Below are 20,870 nucleotides of genomic sequence, written 5' to 3'. Positions count from 1 at the left end.
GGCTCGTGTGCTCTCGCAGCCGCCGACCCATTGGCGCTGGTCGGCCCTAACACCCCTAGGCGGTCCAACAGGTTGCCGCGCTGACCCGGGGGGAAACTCAGGCGTCCGGCAAACTCTGTGGCTTAGCTCCATCCTCGGAGGCTGGCGTCGACGCTCACCGTCGACTCGACCACACGAATCGTCGGCGGAAAACACTCCCGCACGACTGAGTGGCCGGCGGTGGTCCACCGCTCGCCCTCGTGTACTTGGCCGAGGATCACCATGATGGGATTGGGGCAGCGGGCGGGCCGGTGCCGGGAGATCACTCGCAGTGTTTTCCGATCACGTGCACTCGGTATGGGCGCTGCGCCGGGGTGCGTATGCCAGTCGCCCAAGTAGGCCAAGCGTCGACCGGATTGGGAATAGAGAAGCGCAACCTGCTCGGCCTGCCAGTCGGCGTCGGGCATGAAGGAGGTGCGGTCGTGGGTAGCTCTCGGTCCCGGACCGATGATGTTCGTGACGCAAACATCGGTAGCGTCTCGCCAGCCCAGGAGGACACCCCCCGTTTCCAGCGGAGCGCACCTTCTCGCTTCCAATAGCAGTCCCTCCATGACGCCGTTGCCCAACCAAATGGTGCTCACCTGTGGCTGCACTCAAGGTGTTCAGAGAGGGGGAATACATCCCATCGGGGCAAATCTGCCCCGCTTGAATGCTCGAGTGTCAGTACGGCCACGTCATGGGTAGGACGTTGGAGAAGTGCTGCGACAGCCGTCCGTGTGCCGTGGATGGCGATTTCGTTGAGATCGTAGCCAGAACCGACGAAAGTGGGTTCGGCGCAGCCAATAGGTTGGGTTAGGGGTGCGGGGCTCGCTGGCGGGAGAAGCCGTTCGTCCTCGGACCGCGTCCACTCGAAGCAGGCGAAACACCATGCGGCGTCCGGGGGCACTCGAACGACGACGCCTCCCCGGGCCCCATTCGTTCCCCAGGCGGCAATCCACGGCTTTCCCGCCTGTTTGGCGAGGGATGCTGTGAGTCTCTGAACCCCCACTTCAGCGGTGGCATCAATGATGAGATGCGCACGGTCATACTCTTCCGCCAAGATCCGCCGCTGCCCGGTCCCGAAGGCCATTCCTCCCACGGGAAACTGGTGTGACTGCACCTCTATGTAGGGGTTGGCATGCGTGGCAAGTGCGACGGCCGCATCGCTTTTGTGGGCACCGACGAAGGCTAGGTTGCTTGCATGTCGCACGAGGTTGCCCGGTTCGAGAACGTCGTGGTCAATGACCGTGAGGGCGCCGACACCTGCTCTGGCAAGTTGGTCGGCGATGACGCTTCCGACAGCTCCTGCGCCGATCAGGAGAACCCGCTTTGACGACAACGCGGAGTCCGTCCCGGTGCGGGCACGCATGTCCGTTGTTCCGATCCGTCCGGAACGCACCACGTGATAAGTGGTGGCTTCGCGGCGGGGAGAACGCCGGGCAGGGTTTCCGGCATTCCGGTCCTTCTTCGTTGCTGGCATCCACTGGCCCAGCTGTCGCATGAGGAGGATCCAACCGGTGCCCGACTCTTCCTGAGAATGCTCCTCACTGAACGAGACCAGACGCAGGGCGGAATCGGTGCCGGGGTGCACCGGAGCCCCTACGGGTGACGTGTCAGCGTCCTCTACCGCTTTCCACAACTCGGCCCCGCCCAAAGTTTTGATGGGTGCCTCTATGTGGTTCCAGCGGGCTGTCCACTCCTCGCATTCCTTGAACTGTTCTGCCACCGCGGTCGGCATCGCGAATTCCTGGGTGCCGTGTGATTCCTTGATGGTTGTGACCGCGAAGAGGCTCGGCGCTGTGGAGTTCCCGGGCTTGGGTCCCGTGACGCGCAGCGTGGCCGAGCCTCCGGCCGCGCCGGCACGAGGAGCCCACGCGCTATCGACAAGAACCATCGCGTTGGCACCGTACTGGTAGTAGTCGGAGAAGGGCTCGCCCTGGTTTTCCTCGTCCCCGCCACGCCCGTTGGATTGGCCGAGCACGAGCGCTTTTTTTAGTTGTTCCCGAATGAGCCAGCCAACGTCGTTGCTTGTGTCCCAAGCAGACGAGGCGCGGCCGATGAGGCAAAGGTTCTTCCCGAAGGGATGCTGGTGGTGCGGCATGTCGAGGTCCGGTGCGGTCACGTCAGGTCGCAAATACGGGTAGAACTCGGGAAAGGTGACGACAAGCCGAACATCGCCGTGCCCCGTGTACTCGTCCGGCGCGACGAGGTTCCACCTAATGATCCCCTTCATGCGGGAATCGGGGTCCTCCTGAACAACAATCCCGAGGGACTTGAGCACGGCAATTTCGTGCTCAAGTCGCCCGGGATATCGTTCCCACCAAGGCAGGAAACTCAGCATGGAATCAGCCGACCGGCCTGTTGCCGGGAGGATTGGGCGGGTTCGAGGGCCCCGGGGGGACCTCGGGTTTGCCCTTGCCGGGGTGGACCGGATGTGTCGGGTGGACCGGGTGGTCGGGCTTTTTGGGGTTCGTAGGCTGCTCTTCGGGCTTTGCCATGCGGTCACCTTTCTCCTCATATGTCAGGAGCGTGTTCTCCTGCCACAAGAGTGCCACGTCGGTGCGACAATTTGGACGAAAGTCAGCGTGCACCTCTCGAATGGCGGCCTAACACTTTGACCCCCTCCACCAGTGGAAGCTATTCCTGGTCCCCCCCTGCATAGTGTCCGTAAGACGGACGCTGGCATGCCCGTCGCGCGCCGTGAGGAACGGTGCTCGTGTCCGTCGCGGATGTGTGCGAACTGCCAACATTCTGGGTATTGCCTGTGAGTATTTCGTGAGGTACTTTTTTCTCAATTCATTCGAAAAGCCCCTGCCGAGTGCGGGGGCTTCTTTTTAACTGGGGGTAACGGTGCCTGCTGCCGTTAATGTGTCCGTCCGCCGTTTCCTTGCCGTCACCGCGACCGCCTGCTCGTTCGCCCTCGTCGGCGCCGGACTCTTCCCGGCGGCCGCCGAACCCCTCGGCGAAGCCCCGGCCGCCGCCGAGACCGGGCAGACGGACACCCGTCCCGACGCCGTGTCCGCGCAGGTCACCGCGAAGGCCACCGGACACCGGGTGGAGGACACCTCCCAGCGCTCCGAGACCTCCCAGGTGTTCTCCAACCCCGACGGGACCTGGACCCTGGAGTCCTACACCCTGCCCAAGTTCCGCGACGCCGGCGACGGCACCATGGAGCCCATCGGGGAGACCGGGGTGTTCTCCGACGCCGGCGAGGCATACACCGGGGCCGGGGCCCGGCTCGAGGTCTCCAACGGCGAGAAGGCCGGCAGCGACGGGACCGTGCCCCTGGTCGAAATGTCCGGCACCGGCGACGCCTCCGACCACACGCTGGTCCTGGGGTGGGAAGGAACCCTGCCCACCCCGGAGCTGGCCGACGGCGAGGCGGTCTACGACGCAGGCGTCGAGGTCCCCGTCGTCCCCGCCACGGACAACCCCGCTTCCCCCACACCCACCGCACCCACCGACGCTTCCGAGGTCCCGTCCACGTCCCCGGCCCCGGCGACCGAGAGCGGCACGGCCCCGGCCGAGGATTCCTCCGACCCCACCGTCCCGGAAACCTCCGAGGCCCCGGTCCCGGAGTCCCCAGCGCCAAGCGAAACGCCGGAAGCCGCGGCCCCGATCAGCGCACCCTCCACCGAACCCGCGGGCACGGCCGAGGCGCAGGTCGTTGTCCAGCCGACCCGCACCGGCTTCCAGCACAACGTGGTCCTGGACCAGGCGCCCGAGGGCGACGTCGTGCTCCGCTTCCCCCTCACCCTCTCCAAGGGCCTCGAGGCGTCCCTGAACCCGGCAAATTCCGAGATCCGGGTAACGGACCGCGACGGGGAGCTCGTCTTTTACGCCCCGACCCCGCTGATGTGGGACGCGAAAACCAACGAGGCCTCCGGCCTGCCCGCCGCGGAAACACCCGTGCAGACCGAACTTATGGAGGAGGACGGGAAGCAGGTCCTGGTCCTGACCGCCGGAGCCGAGTGGCTGCGGTCCGCGGACCGCGAGTACCCGGTCACGATCGACCCGACCTGGTCCGGGGTCACCAACGGCGACACCTACGTCCAGTCCGGTTCCTCCACCGCGCAGGGCGGCTCGGCCGAGCTGCGCGTGGGAACCTTCGACGGCGGCACCACCCGCGCCCGCTCCTACATCAAGTTCAACACCGTCGACCTGACCGGGAAGAAGATCGTCAGCGCCAACGTGCGGATGAACAACTTCTACTCCTACTCTTGCAACGCCGCCGAGATCAAGGCCCAGCGCGTGACCGAGAACTGGACGGTGAGCACCATGCTCTGGTCCAACATGGCCCCCGCCACCCAGACCGGACAGGGCGCCAACACCCAGTCCAAGGGCTACTCCTCGTCCTCCTGCCCCGCCGGGTCCGTGAACTTCCCCGTCACCCCGATCGCGCAGTACTGGGCGGACAACCCGACCCTGAACTACGGGCTGCGGCTGATCTCGTCGGACGAGACGAACAGCTACTCCTGGAAGCGCTACCGCTCCGGGAACTACGTCGACGGCACCCACACCGCCGAACCCCACCTCGTCGTGACCTACAACTCCTATCCGGGCACCCCTTCGGCGGTCTCCTTCGCGACGGGCCAGATGACGACGTACGGGACCACGAAGTACGTCAAGACGCTCAAGCCCACCTTCCAGGCCACCGTCTCGGACCCGGACAAGGGCAACGTGAAGGCCGAGTTCACCGTGGCCGACAGCGACGGCAACGTCGGGTTCAGCCAGACCGCAGGCTCAACGGTCGCCTCCGGCGCCGTGTCCACGCTCGTCTCACCCAACAACCGGGTCAATGGAAAGACCTACACCGTCAAGGCCTGGGCCAACGACGGGACCCTGCGTTCTAAGAACTCCAGTGCGACCACGACGTTCACCGTGGACACCACCGCGCCCGGCACCCCTTCCGTGGCCTCCACCGCCTACACCGACAACGGGTGGCTGCAAGCCAAGCCGGCGTCCAACAAGTTCACGTTCAGCTCCACCGCCAGCGACACCGCCGTCTTCCAGTACTCCAAGGACGGCGGGACCTGGACCGACCTGGCCGCGGCCGGCACGAGCCCGCGCACCGCCGTCCTGGACTGGAACCCCTCCAGCGCACACCAACTGCGTGTCCGCGCCGTGGACAAGGCCGGCCACGTCTCGGGGATCCGCACGTTCACGTTCATGAACGGTCTTGCCGCGCTCACCTCCCCGACCGCCGGGACCACGACCTCGGACGCGTTCCGCGTTCAGGCCAAGGCCCCCGCCTCCGGTACCGGAACCGTCACCCCCGCCGTGTACTGGCGGCCCGCGCAAAACCCAAGACACCGTCGATGACACCACCTACGGCAGCGCTGACACGGCGCACGGGTGGCTCAAGGCCCAGGAACTCGCTCCGGTCGCCCAAAACGCCGACGTGCTCGTCGATACCACCCTGGACATCGCCGCCTCGCCAACCGACGCGCTGAAGAACCTCGGCAAGGAACGCATCGCGGCCCTCGTCGAGATCCAGGTTTGCTTCACCTACGCGGGCCAGCCGGCCCCCCAGAATGTGCAGTGCTCGACCAACAGCACGAACGACGCGACACCCGTGACCCGGCTCCCCCACGCCTTCGGCAACGCCTTCCCCACCACCGAGGCCGGCGACGGGCAGGTCGCCCTGACCACTGGCGAGCTGAACCTGAGCGAAACCGACGTGTCCATTGACGCCGGCAACACCGGCCTCTCCATTTCGCGCACCCACTCCTCCTATTCCGGGATCGGCGCTAACTCCGCGATCCTCGGTGCCGGATGGCGGGCCAACATCGACGGCCCCGAGGAGGGACTCGCCGGGATGCTGGTGGCCGAGGCCACCGCCGTCGACGGCACCATCACCCTGATCGACACCGACGAAACCACCCTGGTCTTCCGACAGCCCGGCAACACCAAAACCTCCCTGAAGACCGGCGTCTACACCCCGGCCAACGAGGACGCCGCCGCCTCCGGGATCAAGCTCGAACTCACCGGCACCGGCACCGCGGCCCGCATCAAGGCCACCGAACCGGACGGGACCACCACCGCCTTCACCAAGGGAGCGGTGCTGGAATCCGGCACCGCCGTCCACGAATGGACCCCGGAGACCGTCAGCGGCACCGCCGCAACCGGCACCACCCGCTTCACCCGCGACACCGCCGGGAAAACCACGAGAATCACTGCCGGTACCGAAACCGCGATCGACTGCACCGCCCCTGTCGCGGCCAACGCCGCGAAGGGCTGCCGCATCTTGGACCTGGCCTATGAAACCGGGACCAACCGCCTCTCCACCGTGAACTACACCGCGTGGGACCCGGCCGCGAACAACGGGGCCGGAGCCATGGCCACCAAAGAACAGGCCCACTACACCTACAAGACCCACGGCACCCAAACCGTCCTCGCCACCGTCAAGGACTCCCGCACCGGGGACACCACCCACTACGACTACGGCGCGCTCACCATGGCCGGGGTCCCCTCCATCATCCGCACCGAGGAGAAGGCCAGCGACGGTACCCTCACCTCCGCGCCCCTGTACTACGGCTACGGGACCGGTTCCAACCCCGGTGGACGCCCGGACTGGGTGGAAACCGTCCACCGAGGCGACGCTGCCACCGGCGCCGGCAAGATCCAGACCGCGCGCATCGTCTACGGCGTCCCCGCCAACGGCGATGGCACCAACCTGCCCAAACTCGACGCCGGAACCACCGGCCTGTGGGAACAGGAAGCACCTTACGCCGGCGCCGCCGTGTTCGGCCTTGGGAAGACCATCAACACCTCCCGTGCCGACACTCTGGGACTAGCGTCCGCAGACTGGAAGCACGCAGAAATCACCTACTGGGACGCTCTCAATCGCACCACCAACACTGCCTCCCATGGGGCCGGCGCCTGGCAGTACGACGCGACCGTCTACAACGGGGACAACCTCCCCGTACGCGCCTACACCCCGTCCGCGACCGATCAAATTCGCACCAACGCGAGAGACACGAACACCCTCAGCGAAGGCGTCTACACCAGCCATTGGGACTTCGCGACCATCACCGCCTACCCGGTCGCGGAAGATCTCACCGGCCTTCCCGATGGACACGCGGAGCATGTGGGCACCTTCCCCACAGACACGTGGGGACCTGTCAGCCCGACCCACGCCGCCGGCGAGACCCGCGTCCACACCACGACCACCTACACGCCCGTCACCGACCTCGATTCCGGCGGCATGCCCCGCATGCTCCCCCTCACCATCACCTCAAGCGTGGCCGAAGGCGGACAGGGCAAACCGCAGACGACCGCGGAGCTCCAGGCCAAAGCCGCCGACCCGGAAACCGTCATCGGCAAGGTCACCAACGCCTACAACGCATGGGAAAACGACAGCGCCGGCCGGACCGCTACGGAAAAGGCCAACCTGCGCTCCGGCTGGGTCCACGGCACACCGACCCTGTCCAAGCAGGACGTTGGCGACGGAACGACCATCGACACCCGCACCTGGCTGGACGAGAAGGGGCGCACCACCAAGGCGCTGCAGCCTGCCTCCACCGGAACCGACGCCGGCACCGCCCAAACCGTCTACTACACCGCGGGTTCCGGCGCCGACGCCGCGTGCGCGAACAAGCCCGAGTACGCCGGATACCTCTGCAAGACCGTCCCACTGGGCACCGGATCCGTCACCGAACACCAGACCGCGTTCAACCTCTACGGCCAAGTCGCCGAAACCCGGGAATACGCCTCCGGGACCACCACGGTCCTACGCACCACCGCCCAGACCTACCGCGCCGACGGCCAAGACCTCCGGACCACCACAACCACCTCCGGCGTTCCCGGCAGCGCCGCGGTTCCCCCCAAGGAAAAGCTCTACGACTCCCTGGGACGCCACACCGGCAACCGCGTCCTCGACGGCCGCGCCGACGACGACACGACGTGGACCCTGGACCTCTGGGGACGCACCACCAGCTACACCAACTCGAACAACGAGACCACCACGACCACCTACAACGTCCTCGGAGAGGTCGAAAAAACCGAGACATCCCAGTCCACCAGCACCTACTGGTACGGTGCGCGCGGCGGCGACGGCACCACGGAATACCGGCCCCTGCCCACCAAGATGACCCTCACCAACCATGGGCACACCGGCAACACCGCCACCTACACCGCGACCTACAACATCGATGGGAACATCACCCGCCAGGGCATGCCCGCCGACCTGTCCCAAACCCAGGACTACGACACCGCCGGACGACCCACCACCCTCGCCTACCAAGGTCCCGTCACCAACACCGACGGCACCGCAGGAACCGGCACCTGGATCTCCTGGACCCAGGAACGCAACGCCGCCGGACAGGTCGTCGCCGAGTCCACCCCCGACGGGATCCTCCTCGCCGGGCTGGGCGAAGGCGATCCGGCAGCGGCCTACGAACGCGAATACTCCTACGACCAGGCCTCGCGCCTCACCCAGGTGAAGGACCGCACCGCGCCGGCCGGGGAAACCATCAACACCGACTCCACCGAAGGGACGGTGACACCCACCACCACCCGCGACTATACGTTCGACAGGAACGGCAACCGCATCAAGCTGATCACGACGGTCGGCGCTGGGACGGCCACCCCCAGGAACTGGACCTACGACACCGCCGACCGCATCGGAACCGGCCAGGGATACGCGTACGACGGGCTCGGGCGGCAAACCACCATCCCGGCCGCCGACGCACCAGACACCGAAAGCCAGGCCTCCGGAACCGGCGACATCACCCTCGTCTACTACGCCGACGACACCGCCCGCACCATCTCCCGGGGAGGCCACACCACCACCATCGGCCTAGACCCGGACGGGCGACGCCTCACCCTCGACAGCACAGCCAACGGCATCCACACGAAGCACTACACCGACAGCACCGACAACCCGGGGTGGACCAGTCAGACCATCGGAACCACCACGACCACCACCCGCTACGAAAGCACCATCGGCGGCGACCTCGCCCTCACCATCGAAGACGGCGTGGCCAAACTCGCCATCAACAATCCCCACGGCGACACGGTTGCCACGACCACCCTGCCCACAACGGGCATGGCGACAGGAATCGACGCCTGGGCCCAATTCGACGAATACGGCAACCAACAGTCCGTCCCCATCGACACCGGCACCACCGCCTACGGCTGGCATGGCGCGGACCAGCGGGCGCTCGAGGCGAGCGGTCTCATCCTGATGGGAGCCCGCCTGTACAACTCGGCCACCGGCCACTTCACCAGCCGCGACCCCATCGCCGGCGGCAACACAACTACTTATAGCTACCCCCAAGATCCCCTGAACTGGCATGACCTTTCAGGGGAGAGCAAACTGACGGGGGCTAGCGGCTGGCAAGCCGATGGCTACACCCAAGCTGAACTGAAGGCGTCAAGACTTAAGAAAGCGGGCGAAAATTACAACCGCAAAGACTACGCCTCTTACAGCAAGAAGCTGACAAAGAACCAGAAAGCCGACAAGGAACGCAACAAGAAAAAGCGCGGAAATCAAACGAAGCCTTCGAAGAATGGCAACAGCAAGGGTGGCGGAGGCAAGGGCGGCGGTGGCGGCGGTGGCGGCGGCAGAGGCGCACCGCGCGGTGGAGGCGGAGGTATACCGTGGAAAATCAGATGAAAATGCTCAGATTTGCCCGGCTTTCAGAGGCAATCTGACGCCGACGGCAACGTCGCAGAGCATGTGTTTCAGTTGAGCCGATGCTCGCAGGGCAGTAGGCGCACACGTACCCTCGAAAGGAAAGAGCAATGATTGATAACCATGGCAGCCCCCGCCGTCGTGTTTCTTGGGCATACGATGATAGCCCCATACCCATGGTCGTGGCCGACGCCCTGATCACAGCCGCGCGCTACGTCATTGCAGACGGATGGTCTCCACAGCGTCTCCTCGTCAATGCCCACGCGAGCGGTTTCCACGTACATCTCGACCTTGCTCAGGAGGACACCGATGAATGATCCCATCACCCACGACGTTCTTGCCTACGACATCCAGCTACCTGAGGGGCAAGACGTCTCCTCCTTCCACGATCACTTGCTGCACGTCGCAGAAAACATGCGCAATATTGGTGAAGCAGAAGTACTAGATATCGTCGTATCCGAGGAACTTGATGGTCGCTCATTTCCATGGGTCTCTAGCGTGACGTTCCGTCGAAACAGAATTGAGAGCCAGGCGAATCCCAGATAGCCACCGCGCACTGGGCAGTCCCCCCGCATTTGCCAAATCCCCGAATTGCACATCAGCTTTGCGACGCGCACTTTCGAGTCGGCTCCCCCGGCATGGATCCGCGCCCTTCCACCTGCGCGGCCCTCGTTAGCGACCACCTGTGGTGACGTCTCGGCGGTGCCAGCTATAGGCCCGGTGCCTGCACAGGAGCCAGCCGCCCGCGTGAACACCGGAGGCCGGTCTGCGATGTAGACGGATCGATGGAGGCACGCCTAATTGGCGATGCTTACCAGTGTGCTATCAGCCCAGGGCGATCACTCAGATGTCACCTCGTGGGACCTGATTTGGACAGCGACCTGATGGTAGATCTCTTCAAGGTCAGCCTCCAGTTGAACACCCGGCTCTGCAAGGCCTCGAAATGGAACCACTGAACCACCCCGCTGATCGCGCATCTGGCCGGGGCTCTTGGGTCCTCCTCCCAGGCTATTTGGTGGAATCAGACCGATCGATGATGCTGTCTTGCAACCGGCACACAATAAGACACCCTCCCCCGACACTCCCCCAGAACCGTCTTTCAACTGGTCTTCGCAAACCCCCCAATAAATCTGTTGCACATCACTCAAGCCAGACAATCGCGCCCTCCCGGATGTCTCAATAAGCAACAGGTTTTCGAGACACCCGCTTATAGGAGCTTGCGCCGAAGATCCGCAGCGATGTGAATCGCATCGATAAATGGCGCGCCTATCGTGGGGCTATCTGGCGTCCTGCAGGACTGTTGAGCGGTCTGTATCTCCCTGTGCTCGCGTGGACTGCCGTGGTGCGGGTTTCTCCGGGGAGTCACGCCGGGTTGAAAGCAGACAATCTGCCTATGGGGGTGTCGATCCCGCCCGAACGCCGGATATCGTCCCAGGACTTCTTAGCCACCGTGTCCGCGATGGCTTTCATGGTCGCGAGAACCATCAAGGCGTTGAGCGCGGAGCGGGCCTCCACGTCGGCTTCCTGCACCCTACGCCGTCCGAACAATCCACCCCGGCCGTCGGTCTCCTCGAAGAAGGTCTCCCCTCCATAGACGGACCGTCCGTCGGGGAACTCGGCAGAAAACCGGATGTCGTTCGGCGCCCACTCGGCCGCTTCGATCTCGACGCCGTTGACCACGATCCTCGCAATGTCCGCTCCCTCCCCGCCAAACGCCGTGGGATCGTGGCTGAAGGTCACGGCACCGGCAAAGGACCCAAGCTCGGCAAAGAGGGCGCGCCACTGCTCAGCCGCCCGAAGGGTGGCGTCAAGCAGGGCAGGGTTCAGGAAATCCGTCACATGCTGATTCTGCCTGCTTTACCCAAGGGCGGGACCATTTCCCGGCGGCGGCATTTCGCAGCGCCAAGCGTCGCTCTTGGGTCTCGTAAATCGTTCGGTATGGGAAAGGTCTCGAGGCGGGGTGGCCTGGCGCTATCCGGCGCTACTCGGGACTCAGCGTCATACCGAGTTCGTGGCCTCTTCCTCCACGAGCGTCCCAACGAGTTCGGCGATCTTAACGACGATGTCCTCCATAGGCTCCTCCGCCGTGCTGAATCCACCACGCGACGCGAGCGTGGGGCTGACCTGGTCAAGCTCCTCAAACGTCACACCCTGCATGACCGGCACCAAGAGATTCCGGCGCAGCAGAGCGCTGAGCTCGTTGCTCGCGATGCTTCGGTCGGTGCGGAGCTTGTCGAGCATGGCGGGCGTTACCAGCACGATTCCCATGCGCGAACTCACGAGCCCCCTGTCGATTGCTACTCGCATGTCTGTTCCGGGCCGAAGGCTCACCTCGCTGAACCACACCGAGACGTCCTTCCCGACAAACAAGTCGTAGACATCTTTCGCGTCGGCCTGCCGGTCGGGCCAGGCGTGGCAGAGGAACACGTCGTGCCCCTGCTTTCGCGCCACCGTGGCCACGCGGACGGGCTCGAGGTCGCGCACCTGTTGCGGCGTGTACGAGACAGTCGACGTGCTCGGCTGCCAGGCCGGACGGGCGGTTCCGCGTCCTCCGCCCCCGCCGCTGCCACTCGACAGGCCCTTGCTCCTACTCGCCGGCATGCTCGGTGCTGAGTAGGACGGGTACGACCGCGGCGCCGAGTAGCCATACCCTCCTCCGCGACCGTGAACTGGGCAGTCGGCGCCGCCGCCTCGGATGTGACCTCTGATGGGAGCTGTGCACTGGGACATGTGGCTGATACTACTGGCTCCCCCCGACAGGACATGCGTTTCATCCGACTCAATAGCCCCGACCGAGACGGCGACAGACCAATTTGCCACCATGCCCCCTAGGAGTGCACCAAGAACGACCGTCCATGGAACACCTGTGACGCGAGATGATTGGTGTGACTGTTGGTTCGGAGTGGCGGTTTTTTCGCAGTTCGGTTTGGCGGTTTTAGCTGATTCCTATGACGAGGGTCGAGCGTGCGGCTTCAATGACGTCGTCGGTGATGGTGCTGAGTTCATTGATTTTCATGACTCGTTCGACTTGGGTGAAGAGCCGGTCGATTAGGCGGAAGTTGCCTCGGGTAATCCGGGCAACGGCAGCGATGGCCTGGGCATCGGTGAAATCTTCCGGGTCCAGGGTCTGACCGAGTTTGTGCCATCGGCGCTCCAAAACGAAGTTCAGTTCTTCCTGGGCGAGTGGGCGGTATTCGTGGGCGAAGCCGACCCTGCTGTAGAGCTGCGCGTAGCGGCTGAACCATTTTTCGATTCCTGGCATGCCGATGAGGATCAGGGCTATGTTGTCCCGGTCGTAGCGGTCACGCAGGAGTTCCAGCGCCGTGGCGTTTAGCCGCTCGGATTCGTCAATGATGAGCAGCTCCACATGCTTGCCGGTGCGGGTGGGTGGTCCTGTCTTCTTGCCGATCTTTTCCAGATGCTGGTCAACGCAGATCGATACGCGGGTGCTGATGTGCTCGAGTTCGGCTTGGATCTGTTTGGGCGAGGTGAGCACGGCAGGGGTGTAGAAGACGGTGCGTGCCCGGGCCAGCGCTGCGTAGATCTGGTAGTCAGAGTCGTCCCGGGGACCCCACTGTTCCAGGAGGTTCTCTGCCTTGTGCCAGTTTGCGTAGCGCCTGGCGGAGAGGGTCTTGCCGATTCCGGCCTGGCCGTAGCAGATGCCGATGGTGTGCTGGCGGCGCACCGCGTCCGCGAACTCCGCGAACCGGCGGTGCTCTTTCGTGGCGATCAAAATCGGTGCAGTCATTGGCCGTCCTCCAGGTAGGTGCGTAGCTTTGGGCGCTTCTTGGGTTGATCAACAGCGTCCGGGGCGGGGGTCGGTTTCGCTGATGCCAGGTCCGGCAGGTGCCGGGCCACGACGGCGATGCGCTGGTTGATTTGTCCGCGCAGTTCCCGGCGGCGGGCCGATCGCGCGGCCTGGATGTCTTTCAAAGTGAGAGTGGAGGTTTCGTGGTCAGGGTCCACGGCCCTGCAGATGAACTGGTTCTTGTGGAAGACGCGGATCTCGGTGATGTCCCGCGGGTCGTAGCGGACAACGACGGGTTCCCGGACGTAGGCGGCCAGGAGTGGCGAGACGTATCTGAGCCCCTGGAAGTGCACGCCGTCGCGGTGGACGATCCGGGGTTTGGCCACGGTCAGCAGCAATAGATTCAGTTCGTCCATGGTTGCCGGGAGCCGGGGCAGCCAGCCGTCGCCTACCCAGGCATGATGCGGGGTGTCTTTGATCTCGGGGTGCTCGCGTTGGTGGTAGTTCTCCGTGATGAAATGGCAGATGGCCGTGTCTAGCTCTTTGAGGGTCAGCACCGGTGCCGGAGGCGGGTGTCCGCGGGTCAGGTGTCCGGGCAGTTCGGTCAACAGCTCGGTATTCACGCTGCCGAAGAACCGTTCGATCTTGCCCCGCCCCTGGGGTCTGGCAATGGTTGAGTAGATGATTTCGAAGTGCAGGTCCTTCGCCGTCTGGGCCAGATGGTTGCTGGTGAAATCCGACCCATGGTCGACGTAGAGGGTGTCGGGGATCCCGCACATGGGCCACTCTGCCCGGGCTTTGGGCCAGATGGCCTGTCGCAGTGCCAGCGCGGTGTTCATGGCTGACGGTGCTCCGAGGAAGAGCATGTAGCCGCAGACTGCGCGGGAGTAGTCGTCAAGGATCGTGGTGAGCCACGGGCGGCCGGGCTTCAGGTTCGCGTCCAGGACGAGGATGTCCAGTTCGGTGTGGTCTGCCTGCCAGATGGCGTTGGCGCGTTTAGCTCGGTGCCGCCAGGCCAGTTCATAGGTGTCCCGGTAGGCGACCGCTCCCTGCTGCGCGAGTGTCTTCATGCCGGGGTCAAGGCCCGTGGCGATTGAACGGACCGTGCTGTATGAGAGCGGCGGCCAGTCGTGGTCGGCGGCGACGCGGTTGGCCTTGCGGGCGATGGTGGCCAGGGGCAGGCGCGGTTTCAGGAGAGCCAGACCTTCGACAAGTGCGACCAGCTCGGGAGTGCTCCTGCGTTGGGTGGTCCCGCGGTTTGCTGTGGCGAGTCCGGCGATGCCGCCGCGTTTGTGCGCGGCGTGCCAGCGCTGCAGTGTCCTCAGTCCTATGCCTTTGAGTGCGGCGAGGGTCGTCAACGGCACACCGTCTTCGATATGCCGGCACAGGATTTGCCAGCGCATCAATGCCGTCTGCTCAGGCGTGGAGGCAGCATCCCCCGTCGGGGTACTGCTGCCTCCGACAGTCACCGGACCGTGTTCTCTGTTGCGGGTGACCGCCGCCGCCGCGGCGCAGCAGGGACCGGCTCGCGCCGGAGCGCGCGGTACACGGTGGCGCGGCTGACGCCGAGGACCTCACCGATCTTCTCAACCGTCATCTCCTGCTGCTCGTAAAGCCGTCGTGCAGTCCGGAGTTTGTCCTTGGTCAGCAGTGCGGGCCTGCCGCCGGAGCGCCCGCGTGCCCGTGCTGCCTGAAGGCCCGCGTTGGTCCGTTCACGGATCAGATCCCGTTCGAACTCTGCCAGTGCGGCGAATACGTGGAAGACGAGCCGCCCACCTGACGACGTGGTATCGATCGCTTCCTGCAGTGAGCGAAATCCGATGCCGCGTTCCTGCAGGCCACCCAGCTGGTCAATCAAGTGCCGGATGGATCGGCCGAGGCGATCCAGCCTCCATACGACCAGCGTGTCCCCGGGCCGGAGCTGGTCCAGGACCTTCGTCAATTCCGGGCGGGACTCCAGGGAGCCGGACGCCGTGTCCGTGAAGATGCGGTAGCAGCCGGCCGCCTTCAACGCGTCCTGCTGGAGGGCCGCGTCCTGGTCCGCGGTCGATACCCGGGCGTAGCCCAACAGATGTCCCATGCGCGCAAATGTACCAATACCCGTCAACCATGGGAAGAACCGCAACATAGAAACCGACACTGGGTTTCGCTACAAAATTCGGGAGTGCACCGAATCTTTTGAACGCGCTTGGTTGTTTGTAGCAGAAACGGTCGTTTTTGGAACGCGCTACATCTGCTTCGCGGCGGTCCGCAGCGCTGTCGCGACGGGCGCGGTTCCGTCTTCCGTTGCGAGCATTGCTGCCAGTTGGCGTGCTCGTGCGGCGTAGGTCGGCGTCGTGGTGGCCTGCGTGATGGCGTCGGCCAGCCGTTCGGTGGTGAGTTCCTTGTAGGGGACCGGTTGCGGGCCCCCGCCGAGGGACGTGATCCGTGCGGCCCAGAACGGTTGGTCCGTATATATCGGCACGCTGACCGTCGGCACGCCGGCGCGCAGCCCCGCCGCGGCGGTCCCCGCTCCGGCGTGGTGGACGACAGCGGCCATCTGGGGGAACAGCCATTCGTGCGGAACAGCACCGATGCTGATGGCATCGGGCCCGGCGACACCCTGTACGCCCTGCAGTACCGCGCGAACCCCGGCACGGTGCGCGGCGTCGAGCATGAATTCTGCATCCAGGGCCGCACTGCTACCAAAGCCGATGAACACCGGGGGCGGTCCATCCGCGAGGAATTCGACCAGCTCCGCAGGTGGCTGCCAGCCCGGCTCAACTTCCGACCACCAGTAGCCGGTCATGGTGAGCCCGGATCGCCAGTCCGCCGGGCGCGGGAATACGGTGGGGCTGATGCCGTGGAGAACGGGACTGTTGGTTTTCCTTCGGGTACGGTCGGATGCGGACCGGGCCTTTTTGGGTAGGCCGAGCATCTGGCGGATGCGGGCGCTCGGGGCGTCATAGGGTGCTTTCCCAGCGGATATTAGAGACCCGAGCAGTTTGTTTCCGACCGAGCCGAGGCTGCGGGCCGATCCCAGGGTCACGGGCGGATAGGCGGTGCTTGGTTCGATCGGCTGCAGGTGGGCACCGATGGCGGGGACACCGACGGCCTCCGCAACATCGTAGGCATAGGGGGCGATCGCGTTGGCCAGGATCACGTCGGTGCCGGCCTCGGCCGCGGCAAGGGTGCCGGTCGCGGCCAGGTCCATGTAGTCACCGAGTTCGCGCATATACCTGCGCAGATCCGCGCCCGTGGCCTTCTTCCCCGGCGCGGCGGGGCTGACCAAGTGGCTCATATCTCCGGGTAATTCGCGGTGCTCACACCCGGCTGCGGTGACCAGCGGGGCATACGCGGCATTCGCCGCGATTGCGACGTCATAGCCCAGGGCTTGAAGTCTGCTGCCGAGCCCGGCCATCGGGGCGACATCCCCTCGGGTCCCTGGCGTAATCATTAGTACCCGCATAACATTCCTCATTCCGCTTGACTGCGATCACCGTTCGCAATCAAGAATATAGTGGAATAGGTACGGAACCTAACCCAGGCAGCTAGACGAAAGGCGGAACAGGTATGCCCTCTCATGACCGCGTTGATATCTGGCTGCGGCCGGAGCGTTCCGGTGTCGGGCCGAAACCGGAGCACTCACGCGCGGGGATTGCCGCGGCGGCGATCGATATCGCCGACCGGGACGGCCTGACGGCGGTGTCCATCCGACGAGTGGCCGCCGGCATCGGAGCCGGCGGGGCGTCCTTGTACCGGTATCTGAAATCCCACGACGAGCTCATCGAACTCATCGTTGACACGGTCAGTAGTGAATACGACCTTGACCCCTCCGATGAACCACCACCGATGCAGCTGCTGAATCTGGCACGGCAAGGCCGGGCCATTATGCACCGGCACCCGTGGCTGGCTCCGCTGCTGCTGACCCGGCCTTCAATGGGCCCCAATGCTCTCCGATATCTGGAGCGTGCCTTGTCGGCAATGGAGCCGGTGGACATGCCAGGGCCCGCCAAGCTGCAGACCGTGGCCATGATGACGGCCATCACCTCCGCATTTGTACAAAATGAGCTGGCATCAGCCGACAGCTCCGGGACGGGCCTCGACGGGGCGAACGCGCGCCTGCAGTACCTCTCCGATGTAGTCCAGTCCGGGAATTACCCGTTCCTGGCGGGCGCACTCACCGGGCAACACGACCCCGAGAGACCAGAAGAAGTGTTCAACAGCGTCATCACCAATTACCTGGCGGGCGTGGGCCTTCCAGCCGCCGTCGGTTCCGGCTGAGGGCACCTGAACCGCCAAACCGAGCTGTGGAAGAACCGCCATTCTGAATCAACAGTCACATGATTGGATGGGCGCGTCGTGTTCCATAGGCCGTGTCCGAGAGCTATGTGCAGTCACGGACGTTCGAGGTACAGTTTCGGCATGGCATCTGTCGGTTACGCCCGCGTCTCGACGCGGGAGCAGAATCTCGATGGTCAGACCGACGCGCTCAAGGCCGCGGGCTGCGAGAAACTCTTCATCGAGCACGCCTCCGGTGTCCTGGCGAAACGGCCGGCGCTTGACGACGCACTGGACTACCTGCGCGCCGGGGACACACTGGTGGTGACGAAGCTCGACCGGCTCGGCCGCTCCGTGCGGAACCTGAAGGAAGTCGTCGACGGGCTCGAGCGGCAGGGCATCGGCCTGAAGGCGCTCTCGCAGGGCATTGATACGACGACCCCGGGCGGGCGGTTGTTCTTCCACATGCTTGCGGCGATCGCGGAGTTCGAACACGACCTCATCGTGGAGCGCACGAAGGACGGACTGGCCGCGGCCCGGGCCCGCGGCCGCAAGGGCGGGGGCCGGTTCAAGATGACCCCCACGAAAGCCCGGCAGGCGCGGGCGATGTATGACGAGAAGACCTACACGGTGCAGCAGATCGCCGAAACGTTCGGGGTCTCCCGCGGCACCATCTACCGCCATCTCGGCGAAGACGCCAAGGCCTAGAGACGACCGAGCGGAGTGCGGCGCAACGTCAAGGACAAGGTCGACACACTTACTCCAGAACCCGTCGACGCCGCCCTGGAAACACTCCTCACCGGACACTAACCGCTGCCAGAAGAACGCCACTTATCGTGGCGACTCACAACTGAAGCGCGACGCCAGTCAAGCTTTCTCGAATGTCGGGATAACAACAGCTTTTTGAGACACGCTCTCCGGGCTGGTCGCGTCGAGGATCCGTGCCGGAAAGACGGGGTTGACACTGTCTCGGAAAATCGTCTCGCCGCAAATTGTCTCAACCACACCCATCCAGGGGTTTTTCGAGGCAGAATGGCGGGATGAGGCAATTGGGATACACGCGCGTGAGTACGTCAACCCAGGACGCGCAGCTGCAGCTCGACGCACTGCTCAAGGTCGGTGTGCAGAAGCGCGACGTGTTCGCGGACGTGACCTCCGGGAGCAAGACGGCGATCGACCGCCCGGGCATGAAGAAGCTCCTGGACTACGCCCAGGCGGGCGACACCGTTGTCGTGTGGCGGGTGGACCGGCTGGGCCGTTCCCTGATCGACGTGTTGAACACCGTGAACCTTTTGCGCGAGTGTGGGGTGCAGGTCAGGTCCATATCGGACGGGATTGACCCGGCGACCTCGACCGGGCGGTTGATGCTGAACATGCTGGCCACCCTGGCGGAGTACGAGCGCGAGTTGATTGTCGAGCGCGTCAATGCCGGGATCGCCGCCGCCCGTCACGGTGGCACGCGCTTTGGCCGGCCGCTCTCGGATCCGGCGGTGATCGCCGACAAGCTTGTGGTCGTCGCGGAGGCCCGCGCGAAGGGACGCACCGCCGAGGACGCGGCCCGCCTCGTGGGATGGAGCCGGGCGACGCTCTACCGCCACCAACAAGCCCTCACCGGCCGCGACCGCGAAGCAGCCTCCATCAGTCAGGATGAAACCTAAGGCCCCACACCAGACAACGAGCGAAGACAGTCGGAAGCAGATCATCACCGAAGATGGGACTCATGGACATCAACCATCCGCCCATAGGCGAACGCCAGCGTAGATCCATCCTGGAAGCCATAAGAGCTGGTGGCGATACTACTGAGAAGCACTATCTTGAGGTCAAGAGCACGCTTGACCTCACATCCAAACAGGATTGTGCCAAAGTGGCCAAGTTCATTCTTGGCGCGGCTAATCGATCCCCTGAGATGGCCGCTAGAGCATTCGGTGGGTATGCCGTTATGGTGATCGGCGCTCAACAAGGCTTGCATACGGGCGTTCGCAAAGGCGTTGAAATCCTTGAGCTCGAACACAAGATCACCAAATACCTTGGCCAAGACGGGCCCGTTTGGGATCTAGAGCGTGAACAGGCGGACGAGGAAGCCAACGAAGTGCTGTTCCTCTTGGTATATCCCCCAGAGGAAGGCCATCCTCCTTTCGCTTGTCGAGCGGAATTCCAAGGCACCAACCCTTCTGGATCTCTAGGCGACGGGGACATTTATGTGCGTTCCCAAGGGCAAACGAGGAAGGCGAGATCGGCAGACATTGACGCTTTGACCAAACGGGTTCTACAAAAGGGTCTTCCTGCGCCGGATTTCGGGATCAGCATTTCGGGAAACGCCTTTCATATCGAGCCGTCGAAAGCCCATCTAGAAAGGGTAATAACCCACCAAATTGAACAGGCGCGCGAAAAATATGTTCACCCCCCGGAAGCTACCTCCGAATTTGGTGACGCCTTTGATGCACACGTCCTTCTGCGCTCGATTTATAAAGGTCCCACCGGTGGACTCTCCGTCGAAGCATTCGAGCGAGCAGCCGCCCGATGGACCAGCAATTTTAGAAGCTCCTGGCCGAGCATCTTGAATACCTTGGCGGGAGGGGTGCTCCCCTGCGTCACCATAGACGTTGTGAATGCTGAGTCTGTTTTCCTCGAAGCAGTGCGAGTCGACTTAACGTTTGAGAATGCGATTGGCTTGGATCCTACCGATTCCGAAAGCTTGAGCCTCTCCGATCTGATTCCACCGGTAATAAAGAAAGCACGGGACCCGTTCAGTCTCGAAATCCCAACCTTCATCCCGCCCCCACTCCTGAATCGGGGCACGTATCCACTGTCGTGGGAAAACGGTCAAAACGAAGTCCGAGTCACCGTTGAATTGGAACATCTTCGTCCAGGTACCCCGTGGGTCAGCGACGGTGATGACTTCGTTGTTCTAGCTAGATCAACCGCGGTACCTGTGAAGTGGCGCGCAACCGCTCGCGGCTTTCATCGAGCGTTTGAAGGTGAATTGCTAGTATCAGTCGACGAGACACATGACTTTCAGTCGCTGCTTCGGCTCCTTCCGAATGAGAAACGCCGGCGGTAGCAAACACATTTGATCTATAGCACGTCGACAAGCTCAGAGGCGTTTCCGTCCGCACCTTGTGGCGTCTCTTTTGACCCTCGTTTTGGGACGAAAGCTCCATACAGGCCAAAGTTCCTCAAACACTCCGTTGCGGAGTGTTCCAGCCT

Annotated in this window: 16 protein-coding genes; 8 read left to right on the top strand and 8 right to left on the bottom strand. The window is 63.9% G+C overall.

Translation table 11 applies throughout. From position 1 onward, the window contains the following. Positions 1-122: 122 nt before the first annotated feature. Together AC3ZJJ_RS05715 and AC3ZJJ_RS05710 are read right to left on the bottom strand one after the other, a co-directional pair. Positions 123-590 carry a Mov34/MPN/PAD-1 family protein gene (locus AC3ZJJ_RS05715; RefSeq protein WP_489895703.1) on the bottom strand — a complete coding sequence of 156 codons (468 nt, stop codon included), beginning with the start codon at positions 588-590 and terminating at the stop codon, positions 123-125. 26 nt (positions 591-616) lie between these two features. Beyond that, the gene (locus tag AC3ZJJ_RS05710) at positions 617-2,359 is read right to left on the bottom strand and encodes a ThiF family adenylyltransferase (RefSeq protein WP_489894380.1); all 1,743 of its coding nucleotides are present in this window, start codon (positions 2,357-2,359) and stop codon (positions 617-619) included. 509 nt (positions 2,360-2,868) lie between these two features. Here AC3ZJJ_RS05710 and AC3ZJJ_RS05705 point away from each other — a divergent pair. The 4 genes from AC3ZJJ_RS05705 (at position 2,869) to AC3ZJJ_RS05690 (ending at position 10,201) form a co-directional block, all read left to right on the top strand. Continuing rightward, positions 2,869-5,340, top strand: a complete 2,472-nt coding sequence (locus AC3ZJJ_RS05705; protein ID WP_489894378.1) for a DNRLRE domain-containing protein — start codon at positions 2,869-2,871, stop codon at positions 5,338-5,340. A gap of 79 nt (positions 5,341-5,419) precedes the next feature. Beyond that, the gene (locus tag AC3ZJJ_RS05700; protein WP_489894376.1) at positions 5,420-9,637 is read left to right on the top strand and encodes an RHS repeat-associated core domain-containing protein; all 4,218 of its coding nucleotides are present in this window, start codon (positions 5,420-5,422) and stop codon (positions 9,635-9,637) included. A 128-nt stretch (positions 9,638-9,765) separates the two neighbouring features. Further along, positions 9,766-9,972: a hypothetical protein gene (locus AC3ZJJ_RS05695; protein WP_489894374.1), complete on the top strand. Its 207-nt coding sequence runs from the start codon at positions 9,766-9,768 to the stop codon at positions 9,970-9,972. Then, positions 9,965-10,201 carry a hypothetical protein gene (locus AC3ZJJ_RS05690; protein WP_489894372.1) on the top strand — a complete coding sequence of 79 codons (237 nt, stop codon included), beginning with the start codon at positions 9,965-9,967 and terminating at the stop codon, positions 10,199-10,201. Before AC3ZJJ_RS05695 ends, AC3ZJJ_RS05690 begins: the two co-directional genes overlap by 8 nt. Positions 10,202-11,017: 816 nt before the next feature. Here the strand turns inward: AC3ZJJ_RS05690 and AC3ZJJ_RS05685 are convergent. From AC3ZJJ_RS05685 to AC3ZJJ_RS05660, 6 genes are all read right to left on the bottom strand, one after another. Next, positions 11,018-11,494, bottom strand: coding sequence for a hypothetical protein (locus AC3ZJJ_RS05685; RefSeq protein WP_489894370.1), 477 nt, complete (start codon positions 11,492-11,494; stop codon positions 11,018-11,020). Between the two features lie 159 nt (positions 11,495-11,653). Then, entirely contained in the window at positions 11,654-12,256 is a 603-nt protein-coding gene (locus AC3ZJJ_RS05680) for a toll/interleukin-1 receptor domain-containing protein (protein WP_489894368.1), read from the bottom strand. A 334-nt stretch (positions 12,257-12,590) separates the two neighbouring features. Further along, on the bottom strand, positions 12,591-13,403 hold the full coding sequence (locus AC3ZJJ_RS05675) for an AAA family ATPase (protein WP_489894367.1): 813 nt from the start codon (positions 13,401-13,403) through the stop codon (positions 12,591-12,593). Then, on the bottom strand, positions 13,400-14,806 hold the full coding sequence (locus tag AC3ZJJ_RS05670; RefSeq protein ID WP_489894365.1) for a transposase: 1,407 nt from the start codon (positions 14,804-14,806) through the stop codon (positions 13,400-13,402). The genes AC3ZJJ_RS05675 and AC3ZJJ_RS05670 overlap by 4 nt, the downstream gene beginning before the upstream one ends. A 62-nt stretch (positions 14,807-14,868) precedes the next feature. Then, entirely contained in the window at positions 14,869-15,483 is a 615-nt protein-coding gene (locus AC3ZJJ_RS05665) for a recombinase family protein (RefSeq protein WP_489894364.1), read from the bottom strand. A 147-nt stretch (positions 15,484-15,630) separates the two neighbouring features. Further along, complete coding sequence (locus tag AC3ZJJ_RS05660) at positions 15,631-16,803, bottom strand: glycosyltransferase (protein ID WP_489894362.1); 1,173 nt, start codon at positions 16,801-16,803, stop codon at positions 15,631-15,633. A gap of 152 nt (positions 16,804-16,955) precedes the next feature. Between AC3ZJJ_RS05660 and AC3ZJJ_RS05655 the strand changes: the two genes are divergently transcribed. The 4 genes from AC3ZJJ_RS05655 (at position 16,956) to AC3ZJJ_RS05640 (ending at position 20,724) form a co-directional block, all read left to right on the top strand. After that, positions 16,956-17,666 (top strand): TetR/AcrR family transcriptional regulator C-terminal domain-containing protein, encoded by a 711-nt coding sequence (locus AC3ZJJ_RS05655; RefSeq protein WP_489894360.1) that lies wholly within the window; start codon positions 16,956-16,958, stop codon positions 17,664-17,666. Between the two features lie 141 nt (positions 17,667-17,807). Then, positions 17,808-18,371 (top strand): recombinase family protein, encoded by a 564-nt coding sequence (locus AC3ZJJ_RS05650; RefSeq protein WP_489894358.1) that lies wholly within the window; start codon positions 17,808-17,810, stop codon positions 18,369-18,371. A gap of 332 nt (positions 18,372-18,703) precedes the next feature. Beyond that, positions 18,704-19,321 carry a recombinase family protein gene (locus AC3ZJJ_RS05645; RefSeq protein ID WP_489894356.1) on the top strand — a complete coding sequence of 206 codons (618 nt, stop codon included), beginning with the start codon at positions 18,704-18,706 and terminating at the stop codon, positions 19,319-19,321. Between the two features lie 62 nt (positions 19,322-19,383). Further along, complete coding sequence (locus tag AC3ZJJ_RS05640; RefSeq protein ID WP_489894354.1) at positions 19,384-20,724, top strand: hypothetical protein; 1,341 nt, start codon at positions 19,384-19,386, stop codon at positions 20,722-20,724. Positions 20,725-20,870 lie beyond the last annotated feature (146 nt).

Source organism: Arthrobacter sp. AOP29-A2-19, from assembly GCF_058138025.1.
This window is presented reverse-complemented; position numbering and strand designations above follow the sequence as displayed.

Coding starts and splice junctions, on each gene's coding strand:
- AC3ZJJ_RS05680 (WP_489894368.1), bottom strand. CDS start 12,256: ATGCCGGCGAGTAGGAGCAAGGGCCTGTCGAGTGGCAGCGGCGGGGGC.
- AC3ZJJ_RS05715 (WP_489895703.1), bottom strand. CDS start 590: ATGGAGGGACTGCTATTGGAAGCGAGAAGGTGCGCTCCGCTGGAAACG.
- AC3ZJJ_RS05670 (WP_489894365.1), bottom strand. CDS start 14,806: ATGCGCTGGCAAATCCTGTGCCGGCATATCGAAGACGGTGTGCCGTTG.
- AC3ZJJ_RS05695 (WP_489894374.1), top strand. CDS start 9,766: ATGATTGATAACCATGGCAGCCCCCGCCGTCGTGTTTCTTGGGCATAC.
- AC3ZJJ_RS05710 (WP_489894380.1), bottom strand. CDS start 2,359: ATGCTGAGTTTCCTGCCTTGGTGGGAACGATATCCCGGGCGACTTGAG.
- AC3ZJJ_RS05665 (WP_489894364.1), bottom strand. CDS start 15,483: ATGGGACATCTGTTGGGCTACGCCCGGGTATCGACCGCGGACCAGGAC.
- AC3ZJJ_RS05675 (WP_489894367.1), bottom strand. CDS start 13,403: ATGACTGCACCGATTTTGATCGCCACGAAAGAGCACCGCCGGTTCGCG.
- AC3ZJJ_RS05640 (WP_489894354.1), top strand. CDS start 19,384: ATGGACATCAACCATCCGCCCATAGGCGAACGCCAGCGTAGATCCATC.
- AC3ZJJ_RS05690 (WP_489894372.1), top strand. CDS start 9,965: ATGAATGATCCCATCACCCACGACGTTCTTGCCTACGACATCCAGCTA.
- AC3ZJJ_RS05655 (WP_489894360.1), top strand. CDS start 16,956: ATGCCCTCTCATGACCGCGTTGATATCTGGCTGCGGCCGGAGCGTTCC.
- AC3ZJJ_RS05650 (WP_489894358.1), top strand. CDS start 17,808: ATGGCATCTGTCGGTTACGCCCGCGTCTCGACGCGGGAGCAGAATCTC.
- AC3ZJJ_RS05645 (WP_489894356.1), top strand. CDS start 18,704: ATGAGGCAATTGGGATACACGCGCGTGAGTACGTCAACCCAGGACGCG.
- AC3ZJJ_RS05660 (WP_489894362.1), bottom strand. CDS start 16,803: ATGGCCGGGCTCGGCAGCAGACTTCAAGCCCTGGGCTATGACGTCGCA.